At 71.7% G+C, this 10,844-nt stretch carries 8 protein-coding genes and 3 tRNA genes; 5 read left to right on the top strand and 6 right to left on the bottom strand.

All coding sequences use genetic code 11. From position 1 onward, the window contains the following. The 4 genes from AB0O36_RS10350 to AB0O36_RS10335 form a co-directional block, all read right to left on the bottom strand. Nucleotides 1-2,008: DEAD/DEAH box helicase (locus AB0O36_RS10350; protein WP_365106873.1), on the bottom strand; the 2,008-nt coding region annotated here is incomplete at its 3' end. A gap of 259 nt (nt 2,009-2,267) precedes the next feature. Then, nucleotides 2,268-2,834, bottom strand: a complete 567-nt coding sequence (locus AB0O36_RS10345) for a hypothetical protein (protein ID WP_365106870.1) — start codon at nt 2,832-2,834, stop codon at nt 2,268-2,270. Between the two features lie 231 nt (nt 2,835-3,065). Beyond that, complete coding sequence (locus AB0O36_RS10340; protein WP_365106867.1) at nt 3,066-3,434, bottom strand: CrcB family protein; 369 nt, start codon at nt 3,432-3,434, stop codon at nt 3,066-3,068. Continuing rightward, nucleotides 3,431-3,943, bottom strand: a complete 513-nt coding sequence (locus AB0O36_RS10335; RefSeq protein ID WP_365106929.1) for a CrcB family protein — start codon at nt 3,941-3,943, stop codon at nt 3,431-3,433. Before AB0O36_RS10335 ends, AB0O36_RS10340 begins: the two co-directional genes overlap by 4 nt. Nucleotides 3,944-4,236: 293 nt before the next feature. On the opposite strand from AB0O36_RS10335, the gene AB0O36_RS10330 reads away from it, so the two are divergent. The 4 genes from AB0O36_RS10330 to AB0O36_RS10315 all read left to right on the top strand — a co-directional run bounded on the left by AB0O36_RS10330 (nt 4,237) and on the right by AB0O36_RS10315 (nt 5,079). Continuing rightward, complete coding sequence (locus tag AB0O36_RS10330) at nt 4,237-4,587, top strand: metallopeptidase family protein (RefSeq protein WP_365106864.1); 351 nt, start codon at nt 4,237-4,239, stop codon at nt 4,585-4,587. A gap of 210 nt (nt 4,588-4,797) precedes the next feature. Next, nucleotides 4,798-4,870, top strand: a tRNA-Glu gene (locus tag AB0O36_RS10325). A gap of 38 nt (nt 4,871-4,908) precedes the next feature. Beyond that, nucleotides 4,909-4,982, top strand: a tRNA-Asp gene (locus AB0O36_RS10320). A 23-nt stretch (nt 4,983-5,005) separates the two neighbouring features. Beyond that, nucleotides 5,006-5,079: transfer RNA gene (locus AB0O36_RS10315), tRNA-Phe, on the top strand. 82 nt (nt 5,080-5,161) lie between these two features. Here AB0O36_RS10315 and AB0O36_RS10310 read toward each other — a convergent pair. Beyond that, nucleotides 5,162-5,989: a cytochrome c biogenesis CcdA family protein gene (locus AB0O36_RS10310; RefSeq protein WP_365106861.1), complete on the bottom strand. Its 828-nt coding sequence runs from the start codon at nt 5,987-5,989 to the stop codon at nt 5,162-5,164. Beyond that, nucleotides 5,989-6,765 (bottom strand): thioredoxin domain-containing protein, encoded by a 777-nt coding sequence (locus tag AB0O36_RS10305; RefSeq protein WP_365106858.1) that lies wholly within the window; start codon nt 6,763-6,765, stop codon nt 5,989-5,991. The genes AB0O36_RS10310 and AB0O36_RS10305 overlap by 1 nt, the downstream gene beginning before the upstream one ends. A 117-nt stretch (nt 6,766-6,882) precedes the next feature. Between AB0O36_RS10305 and hrpA the strand changes: the two genes are divergently transcribed. Continuing rightward, the gene (gene hrpA / locus AB0O36_RS10300; RefSeq protein ID WP_365106855.1) at nt 6,883-10,830 is read left to right on the top strand and encodes an ATP-dependent RNA helicase HrpA; all 3,948 of its coding nucleotides are present in this window, start codon (nt 6,883-6,885) and stop codon (nt 10,828-10,830) included. The last annotated feature ends 14 nt before the right edge of the window (nt 10,831-10,844 follow it).

Here is a 10,844-nt window from a genome sequence, read left to right as displayed (position 1 = left end):
CGCGGTTGTCGTCACGACGGTCGTCACGGCGGAAGCCGCCACGGTTGTCGTCACGACGCTCGAAGCCACGGTCGCCACGGTTGTCGTCACGGCGGTCACGGTTGAAGCCACCACCGCGGTTGTCGTCACGACGGTCGTCACGGCGGAAGCCGCCACGGTTGTCGTCACGACGCTCGAAGCCACGGTCGCCACGGTTGTCGTCACGGCGGAAGCCACCACGGTCACCGCCGCGGTCGCCACGGTCGTCGCGGCGGAACCCGCCACGGTCGCCACCGCGGTCGCCACGGTCATCGCGGCGGAAGCCACCACGGTCACCGCCACGGTCGTCACGGCGGTCGCGGCGCTCGAAGTTGCCCCGCTCGTCGCGGCGCTCGGCGCGCTCGGCACGCTCGGCGCGCTCGGCCTCGGCCGCAGCGGCGGCGACGGCCTGGGCCAGCTCCGCCTCGGCGGCCTCCGCCGCCTCGGCCACGGCGGCCTCCGGGTCCTCGCCGCGCTCGCGGGCGGCGCGGGCGACCAGGCGCTCGGCCTCGTCGCGGAGCTCGCCGGCCCGCTTCTGGAGGCGCTCCAGCTGCTTGGTCAGCTCGGCGACCTCACGCTCGGCCTGCTTGGCGGCGTTGCTCGCGGAGTCCGCCTGGACCTCGGTGAGCGAACGGGCGCCGGTGATCTCGGCGACCTCCGGGTCGAACGCGCCCGCCCCGCCGACGATGTGGCGCGAGGCGTCCACGCCCGCGTCCTCCATCAGACGGAAGATCTGGCGGCGCTGGTGCGGCAGGGCCAGGGAGACCACGACGCCGGAGCGGCCGGCACGGGCGGTACGGCCCGAGCGGTGCAGGTAGTCCTTGTGGTCACCGGCCGGGTCCACGTTCAGCACCAGGTCGATGCCGTCGACGTGGATGCCGCGTGCGGCGACGTCGGTGGCGACCAGGACGTTGACGTAGCCGTCCTTGAAGTCGGCCAGGGTGCGGGTACGGGCGCCCTGGGTCATGCCGCCGTGCAGCGCGTCCGACTTCACGCCGGCGTCGCGCAGCTGCTCGGCGACGCGGTCGGCGCCCAGCTGGGTGCGGACGAAGATGATGGTGCGGCCCTTGCGGGCGGCGATGGCGGCGGTGACCGGAGCCTTGTCCTTCGGCTTCACGACCAGCACGTGGTGGGTCATGGTGGTGACCGCGCCGGCCGACGGGTCGACCTCGTGCGTGATCGGGTTCACCAGGTAGCGCTTGACCAGGGTGTCGATCTCGTTCTCGAGGGTGGCCGAGAACAGCAGGCGCTGGCCGCCGGTCGGGACCTGGTCGAGCAGCTCGGTGACCTCGGGCAGGAAGCCCAGGTCGGCCATCTGGTCGGCCTCGTCGAGGACCGCGACCTGGACCGCCTCCAGGGAGCAGGCGCCGCGGTTGATGATGTCGCGCAGTCGGCCGGGGGTGGCGACGAGGATGTCGACACCGCGCTCCAGGGCGTAGATCTGGTTGCCCATGGAGGTACCGCCGCAGACGACCTTCATCTTCAGGCCGAGCACGTCGCCGTAGGGCTGGAGGGCGTCCGCCACCTGCATGGCGAGCTCACGGGTCGGGGTGAGGATGACACCGCGGGGCTTCTTCTTGTCCGTGTGGCCGCCGGACAGGGTGGCCAGCAGCGGGAGGCCGAAGGAGAGGGTCTTGCCGGAGCCGGTGCGGCCGCGGCCCAGGATGTCCTTGCCGGCCAGGGCGTCCGGAATGGTCGCGGCCTGGATCGGGAACGGGGTGGTGACACCGTTCTGAGCGAGCTTGCGGACGACGCCCTCCGGCAGACCGAGGTCCCCGAAGGTGATGGTCGGCTCGGCCGGCTCGTCGGCGTCGGCGTCGGTGTCCTCGACGTCGGCGTCGGCCGCGATCTCCGCCTCGTACGCCTCGATGGTCTCGTCGACCACGAGGGCCTCGGAGGTCTCTACGGCCTCGACTGCCTCGGTGGTGTCGACGGCCTCGATCGAGTCGTTCTCGGGCATGACGGCACGGTCAGAACTGGAAATGGACATGCGAATGCGAAAACCTTCCGGAGTCTCGGCACGCGCCCAAACTCCGTGAATCGCAAATGCGACCGCCTCAATGCGGTCAGCCACGGCAAGGGAGAGTACGCGCCACGCGGCGCTCTTCGGGTTCGGCGCCGGGCAATGGGATCAAACGATCTATAACCATACGCACCTCTCCCCCACCATGGCAAATCTGCAGGCCGGAGGGCGGATGGGCCGCATCGGCCCCGTACGACGCCCCTCCCCGGAGGCGCATCCGCCCCGGTCAGCCCGCCGCCTGGGGCTGGGGGTCCGTCCCCGCGCTGGGCCCGGGGTCCACCGGCGGCGTCGGTGTGGGCTCCGTCACAGGAGGCTCCGGCGTCGGCGGCTGCACGGGCGGGGTGGGATCGCCTCCGCCCGACCCTCCGGAGTCACCGGCCCCGGGCGGCGGGTCCTGCGGGCCCTGGCCCCCGCCGCCCGAGGAGCCGCCCGGGCCCGCTCCGCCGGCCGCCCCGCCGGGGCCGGCCGGGCCCGCCGAGGGCGACGGCCGGCCGGGTGCGCCCGGCGAGGCACCGGGGCTCGGCGTGGCCCCGGCCGGGACCGGCTTGCCCTCCTCGCCCGGCTTCACGTCCTTGCCCTCCGCGCCGGTCCGCTTGCCGTGCCCGGAACCGTGCCCCCCGGCCCCCCGCCCGGAGCCGCCGGAACCGCCCGATTCGCCGGCCGCGCCCCGGCGGTCGCCCGACGAGGACGGCGAGGGCTTCGCGGCATCGTCGCTCACGCTCATGCAGCCCGCCGCCGCCGCGACCGCGATCGCGGTGACGGCCAGTCGGAGGGAGGTGGAGAACTGGCGCACGGGTGGCACCTCCGGGGGGTGGCGAGTGCGACGGAGCGCCCGCGGACAGCGGGCCGGTCTGCCCAACTCCCTTCGCCCCGCCGGGGACACGCCCCTGCGGACACAACCTGTCCTCGAACACCCGGACGACCCGGTCAGGTGCGGTCGGGCGCGATCGGGTGCGGTCGGGCAGTCGGGGGCGTCCGGGTCAGCCGGCGCGGTCGTACGCGGGTCGTACGCGGTCGGACGCGCTCAGGCCCGGCCCGCCAGCTGCTCCGCCACCTGCCACCCCAGCGTCACGGCGCCCAGCCCGACCAGCGCCGACCCCGCCACGTTCGCCGCGGCCAGGAAGCCCCAGCCGCGGTCGGCCAGCCGCAGGGTCTCGTACGAGAAGGTCGAATACGTGCTCAGCGCCCCGCACAGGCCGGAGCCGAGCAGCGCGTACGGACCCGCCTCGAGCGAGGCCCCGGCCAGCACGCCGATCAGCAGGCAGGCGCCCGCGTTGACCACGAACGTGCCCCACGGGAACACCGAGTCGTGCCGCAGCTGCACCGCACGGTCCGTCAGGTACCGCAGCGGGGCGCCCATCACGGCCCCGGCCACCACCAGCAGCCAGTTCACCCGGACCTCCCGCTCAGACCGCCCCGGCCACGCCGTCCACCCGGGCCGCCCCGGCCGTCACGGCCGCCGACCGCGGGCTCCCCCAGGGCCCGCCGGGTCAGCAGGGCCGCCGCCCACACCGCCCCGAGCGCCCCCACGACCGTCCCGCCCGCGTACGCCAGCGCCGTACCGGCGGCGCCCTCGTCCAGCAGCCGCGCGAAGTCCAGGGCGTACGTCGAGAAGGTGGTGAAGCCGCCGAGCACGCCCGTCCCGAGGAACGGCCGCACCAGTGGGTGCGCCGTCCGCCCGCCCTCGCTCACCAGCACCATCAGCACGCCGATCAGCGCGCAGCCGACGACGTTCGTCCAGAAGGTGGCCCAGGGGAACCCGCCCGGCACGACCGGCCACAGCAGCGACAACGCGTACCGCGCCACCGCCCCGAGCGCGCCGCCGGCCGCCACCACGGCCAGCACCCGCCCCTGCGGCTCGGCCCGCTGCGCGGGCACGTGGAGGTCGACGTCGGGATCGATCGCCTCCGCCCCGGGTACCGGACGGGTCACCCGTACCCCCGCACGTGCGGGCGGCCGTCGTCGGCCCCGAAATGGCGGGCGATCTCGTGCACCCGGAAATCCTCGTCGAACATCCCTCACCGAACCGTCCGGAAACCCACGACCGTCCCCAGGGAGTGACGATCGGAGGCTCCCATGTCACCACGCCCGGCGTTCGCGCGCACCGGACCACGCCCCGGCGGGACGGGCGACCGGCCGGGGACGTCTCGCGCACCTCTTCCCTGGAAGTGATGTCGCTCACGGAGAATGGCCGTGTGCTGGAGATGACGCGAGAAGCCTTCGAAGAACTGGTGTCCGATGCCTTGGACACGATCCCGCCCGAACTGACGCGGATCATGGACAACGTGGCGGTGTTCGTGGAGGACGAACCGCCTGCGGACGACCCGGAGCTCCTGGGGCTCTACGAGGGGACTCCGCTCACGGAGCGGGGCGAGTGGTACGCCGGAGTGCTCCCCGACCGCATCTCGATCTACATGGGGCCGACGCTGCGCATGTGCGAGGGCCCGGACGACGTGGTTCACGAGGTTGCCGTGACCGTTGTCCATGAGATCGCCCACCACTTCGGTATCGACGACGAGAGGCTGCACGAACTGGGCTGGGGCTGATCCGGGCGGACCCCACGATTCGGTTTGGCCCAGGTCCAGCCGTCGTAGTACAGTCTGCTCGTGCCCAAGGGCACCGGTCAGGGCTTGACCGTCCGGAACTCCGCAAGGAGCGAAGGAGAAGCGGAACCCTTTCGGGGGGAAAGCGGAGTCACATGCTTCTCACGCCCCCTGGGGGGACGCACAGACGAAGCAGAGCAGTATCGGCTACACGCCCTCATCGTCTAGTGGCCCAGGACGCCGCCCTTTCAAGGCGGTAGCACGGGTTCGAATCCCGTTGGGGGCACGCACAACCCTGTGCGAGACTTGTTCTCGCACACATATGGTCCTGTGGAGCAGTTGGTTAGCTCGCCACCCTGTCAAGGTGGAGGTCGCGGGTTCAAGTCCCGTCAGGATCGCTGAGGCTCGAAAGAGTCCTCGTGGCTGGGTAGCTCAGTTGGTACGAGCGATCGCCTGAAAAGCGATAGGTCGCCGGTTCGACCCCGGCCCCAGCCACAAGAAGGAAGGCCCCGTCCATCGGACGGGGCCTTCTTCGTTCTCCCCTCTTCGTTCTCCCTCGTTCGCCGCCCGTCCCGCGTCACTCGTCCGGACGGACTTCGCCACGGCGCCACCGCACCAGGCCGGCCCCCAGGCCGCCCGCGGCCACCAGCCCGAGCACCGCCCAGTCCGGCACCCCGTCCGCCGCGCCGCGCACCCACTGCTCCACCGCGAACGAGTCGTCCACGTCCAGCAGCCCCGGCAGGGCGCTCGCCCCGTCGTACGCCAGGAACAGCCCGCCCAGCACGACGAAGAACAGCCCGGACAGCAGCGAGGTCGTGTGCAGCTCCAGGCGGCCCAGGGCGAAGGCCCGCCCGCGCAGCCAGCGCCGCCGCCCCAGCTCGAACCGCTCCCAGAGCAGCGCCAGCAGGAACAGCGGCACCGCCATCCCCAGGGCGTAGACGGCCAGCAGCAGGCCGCCGTAGACCGGGGAGCCGGACACCGCGGCCACGGTCAGGACGCTGCCCAGGATCGGGCCGGCGCAGAACCCGGCCAGCCCGTAGACGGCGCCCAGGGCGTACACGGACAGCACGGTGACCGGGCGGATCCGGCCGGAGAGCTCGGAGAGCCGCCGGGAGGCGAAGCCCAGGCCCAGGATCTGCGCCAGGCCCAGCACGATGATCAGCCAGCCGCCGGCCAGCACCAGGGCGTCCCGGTGGCCGTGGAAGAACCGCCCGGCGGTCGAGGAGGCCGCGCCCAGCGGCACCAGGGTGCTGGCCAGGCCGGCGTAGAAGATCGCGGTACGGGCGAGCAGCCGCGAGGCGGAGTCGATCGAGTACGCGAAGAAGGCCGGGAGCAGCAGGGCGCTGCACGGGGAGAGCAGCGCGAGCAGGCCGCCCAGCAGCGCGGCCAGGTACCCGATCTCCATCAGCGGGCCGCCTTCGCCGCGGCCCGCTCGATGGCCTCCTCGAACTCGGCCGGCGGCAGGGCGCCCGCGATCGGCTCGCCGTTGACCAGGAAGGACGGGGTGGAGGAGACCCCGATCCGGTGCCCCTCCTCCTGGTCCCTGCCCACGGCCTCCCTGGCCGCCGTGCCGTCCATGTCGGCCTTGAAGCGTTCCAGGTCCGCAACCCCGGCCTGCCGGGCCAGCTCGGCCAGCCGGTCCGCGCCGAAGCCCTTCTCCTTCACCCCCTTGGCGTAGGCGGCGGAGTGGAAGGCGTGGAAGCGGCCCTGCCGGCCGGCGGCCCACGCGGCGCGGGCGGCGGCCTCGGACTCCTCGCCGAAGATCGGGAAGTTCCGGTACTCGATGCGGAGGGTGCCCTTCTCCACGTACGTGGCGATCAGCCCGGGCTCGCTGTCGCGCGCGAACTTGCCGCAGTAGCCGCACCGGTAGTCGGCGTACTCGATCAGCACCACCGGGGCGTCCGCCCGGCCCACGGCCAGCTGGTCCCCGGCGTCCCGGCGGGCCAGGGCGAGCAGGTCCGCCCGGGGCGCGTCCCCGGTGCCGCCGGTGCGCCCGGGCTCCTTGGAGGACCCGGCCGAGGAGGGGAGCTCCCGATAGGCGAACCAGCCCTCGTCCTTCTGCTCCGGGGCGGTGGCCTGCCAGGAGACCAGCCCCATGGCGACGGCGACCAGCACCACCCCCGCGGAGATCAGCAGCGGCTTGGGCGACTTCTTGGACGCGGGCGTCCCGGGGCGGGGCATGACGGGCCTCTCACTCCTGCAGTTGGTCGTTTCAGGGGATCTCGTCCGCAAATGCTACAAGTGGGGGGCGCAATTGGTTCGCCAGCCGGCGGCCCCGGGTGAGATCCTCGAAGACGTATGTCTACTTCCTTCGCCGCCCTGCAGACGCTGCTCGGTGAGATCTCGCTCCGCGACGCTCACCGGCTCGGCCGTCGCCTCGAAGGCGCTCGACGCATCCGCAAGCCCGAGGCCAAACAGGCCGTGCTCGACGAGATCGCCGCGGAGGCCGCGAAGGCCGCCGAACGGCTGGCCCGGCGTGCCGCCCGCATGCCCGGGGTCACCTACCCCGAATCGCTGCCGGTCAGCCAGAAGAAGGACGCGATCGCCGAGGCGATACGCGACCACCAGGTGGTGATCGTCGCCGGTGAGACCGGTTCCGGCAAGACCACCCAGATCCCCAAGATCTGCATGGAGCTGGGCCGCGGCGTCCGGGGCATGATCGGGCACACCCAGCCCCGCCGGATCGCCGCCCGCACGGTGGCCGAGCGGATCGCCGAGGAGCTGAAGTCCGAGATCGGGCAGACCGTCGGCTGGAAGGTCCGCTTCACCGACCAGGTGGACCCGGACGCCACCTTCGTGAAGCTGATGACGGACGGCATCCTGCTCGCCGAGATCCAGACGGACCGCGAGCTCCGGGCCTACGACACGATCATCATCGACGAGGCCCACGAGCGCAGCCTCAACATCGACTTCCTCCTGGGCTACCTCGCCCAGCTGCTGCCGAAGCGTCCCGACCTCAAGGTCGTGATCACCTCGGCGACCATCGACCCGGAGCGTTTCTCCCGGCACTTCGGCGACGCCCCGATCGTCGAGGTCAGCGGCCGTACGTACCCGGTGGAGGTGCGGTACCGCCCGCTCCTGGAAGAGGATTCCGAGGAGTCCGACCGGGACCAGATCACCGCCATCTGCGACGCCGTCGACGAGCTGCAGAAGGAGGGGCCGGGCGACATACTCGTCTTCCTCTCCGGTGAGCGGGAGATCCGCGACACCGCGGACGCCCTCATCAAGAAGAAGCTCCGCTTCACCGAGGTGCTGCCGCTCTACGCCCGCCTCTCGCACGCCGAGCAGCACCGGGTCTTCCAGCCGCACACCGGCCGCCGGGTCGTCCTGGCCACCAACGTGGCCGAGACCTCCCTGACGGTCCCGGGCATCAAGTACGTGATCGACCCGGGCACCGCCCGGATCTCCCGCTACAGCCACCGCACCAAGGTGCAGCGGCTCCCCATCGAGCGGATCTCCCAGGCCAGCGCCAACCAGCGCAAGGGCCGCTGCGGCCGTACCTCCGACGGCATCTGCATCCGGCTCTACTCCGAGGACGACTTCGACGCCCGTCCGGAGTTCACCGACGCCGAGATCCTGCGCACCAACCTGGCCTCCGTCATCCTCCAGATGACCGCCGCCGGTCTCGGCGAGATCGAGAAGTTCCCCTTCATCGACCCGCCGGACCACCGCAACATCCGCGACGGCGTGCAGCTGCTCCAGGAGCTGAACGCGCTGGACCCGGCGGAGAAGGATCCGAAGAAGCGGCTCACGCCGATGGGCCGCAAGCTCGCCCAGCTGCCCGTGGACCCGCGCCTGGCCCGGATGGTCATCGAGGCCGAAAAGAACGGCTGCGCCCGCGAGGTGATGGTGATCGCCGCGGCCCTGTCCATCCAGGACCCGCGCGAGCGGCCCTCGGACAAGCAGACCCAGGCCGACCAGCAGCACGCCCGGTTCAAGGACGAGACCTCCGACTTCCTGGCCTTCCTCAACCTGTGGCGGTACGTCCGCGAGCAGCAGAAGGAGCGCGGCTCGTCCTCGTTCCGCCGGATGTGCCGGCAGGAGTACCTGAACTTCCTGCGGATCCGGGAGTGGCAGGACATCTACTCCCAGCTGCGCACGGTCGCCAAGACCATGGGAATCCACCTCAACGAGGAGGACGCCCCCGAGCAGCACGTGCACGTGTCGCTGCTGGCCGGCCTGCTCTCGCACATCGGCCTCAAGGACACCGACAAGAACGAGTACCTCGGTGCCCGGTCGGCGAAGTTCGCGGTCTTCCCGGGCTCGGCGCTGTTCAAGAAGCAGCCCAAGTTCGTGATGTCGGCGGAGTTGGTGGAGACCTCGCGGCTGTGGGCCCGGGTCAACGCCAAGGTGGAGCCGGAGTGGGTGGAGCCGCTCGCCCAGCACCTGATCAAGCGGGCGTACAGCGAGCCGCACTGGGAGAAGGACCAGGCGGCCGTGATGGCGTACGAGCGGGTGACCCTGTACGGGGTCCCGATCGTCGCCCAGCGGAAGATCAACTACGGGCGGATCGACGCGGAGGTCTCCCGGGAGCTGTTCATCCGGAACGCGCTGGTCGAGGGCGACTGGCGGACCCACCACAAGTTCTACGCCGACAACCGCAAGCTGCTCACCGAGGTCGAGGAGCTCGAACACCGGGCCCGGCGCCGCGACATCGTGGTGGACGACGAGACCCTCTTCGACTTCTACGACCAGCGGATCCCCGAACACGTCGTGTCCGGGGCGCACTTCGACTCCTGGTGGAAGCACAAGCGCGGCGAGGAGCCCGAGCTCCTCGACTTCGAGCGGGAGATGCTGCTCACCGAGAAGGCGGCCGGGGTCACCAAGGCCGACTACCCGGACACCTGGCGCCAGGGCGCCCTGAAGTTCAAGGTCACCTACCAGTTCGAGCCGGGTGCGGACGCGGACGGCGTGACCGTGCACGTTCCGCTCCAGGTGCTGAACCAGGTCACCGAGGAGGGCTTCGACTGGCAGATCCCGGGTCTGCGGGAAGAGGTCGTCACGGAGCTGATCCGGTCCCTGCCCAAGCCGGTCCGCCGGCACTACGTGCCCGCGCCGAACTTCGCGGGCCGCTTCCTGGCGACGGTGGCGGCCGGTGCCTCCGAGGGCGGCCCGGCACTGCGGGAGCCGCTGGTGGTGGCGCTGGCCCGGGAGCTCCAGCGGATGGTCGGAGTGCCGGTGTCCGCCGACGACTTCGACCTCTCCCGGATCCCGGACCATCTGAAGATCACGTTCCGGATCGTTGACGAGCGCCGCCGGAAGCTCGCCGAGGACAAGGACCTGGAGGCCCTGCGGCTGCAGCTGAAGCCCAAGGCCCGCCAGGCGCTGTCCAAGGCGGCCGCGGCCACCGCCGAGCGCTCGGGCGGGGAGTCCCTGGAGCGCACCGGACTGACCGACTGGACCATCGGCTCGCTCACCAGGGTGTTCGAGACCCGGCGGGCCGGGCAGCCGGTGAAGGCGTTCCCGGCCCTGGTCGACGCGGGCGACAGCGTGTCCGTACGGCTCTTCGACACGGAGGCCGAGCAGGAGCGGGCGATGTGGCTGGGCACCCGGAAGCTGATCATGCTGAACATCCCGGTGAACCCGGCGAAGTTCGCCTCCGAGAAGCTGACCAACCAGCAGAAGCTGGCCCTGTCCCGGAACCCGCACGGGTCGGTCCAGGCGCTGTTCGACGACTGCGCGACGGCCGCGGCCGACAAGCTGATCGCCGACCACGGCGGCCCGGCCTGGGACGAGGCCGGCTTCCGGAAGCTCTTCGACGCCGTACGGGCCGACCTGGTGGACGCCACCGTGCGCACGGTCGGGCAGGTGCAGCAGATCCTGGCCGCCTGGCAGGCCTGTGAGCGCCGTCTGAAGGCCACGCAGAGCCTGGTGCTGGTCAACAACCTCCAGGACGTCAGGACGCAGCTGACGGCCCTCGTGCCGGCCGGTTTCGTGACGCTGACCGGACTGAAGCGGCTGCCGGACCTGATGCGCTACCTGGTGGCGGCGGACCGGCGGCTGCAGCAGATGCCCACGGCGGTCCAGCGCGACACCACGCGCATGGAGAAGGTCCACGAGATGCAGGACGAGTACGCCTGGCTGCTGGAGCAGTTGCCCAAGGGCCGGCCGGTGCCCGCGCAGGTGACGGAGATCCGCTGGATGATCGAGGAACTCCGCGTCAGCTATTTCGCGCACGCGCTGGGGACGGCGTACCCGATCTCCGACAAGCGGATCGTGAAGGCGGTGGACGCGGCGGCGCCGTGAGCCGGTTCGACCTG

Origin of the sequence: Streptomyces sp. NPDC089799, from assembly GCF_040684755.1 — a bacterium.
GTDB lineage: Bacteria > Actinomycetota > Actinomycetes > Streptomycetales > Streptomycetaceae > Streptomyces.
Note: the sequence above shows the minus strand (reverse complement) of the source record. Positions and strands in the feature narration are given on the sequence as shown.

Excerpts from the sequence above, each read along its gene's own strand:
- AB0O36_RS10310 (WP_365106861.1), bottom strand. The coding sequence starts at position 5,989 with ATGGAGATCGGGTACCTGGCCGCGCTGCTGGGCGGCCTGCTCGCGCTG.
- AB0O36_RS10305 (WP_365106858.1), bottom strand. The coding sequence starts at position 6,765 with ATGCCCCGCCCCGGGACGCCCGCGTCCAAGAAGTCGCCCAAGCCGCTG.
- hrpA (WP_365106855.1), top strand. The coding sequence starts at position 6,883 with ATGTCTACTTCCTTCGCCGCCCTGCAGACGCTGCTCGGTGAGATCTCG.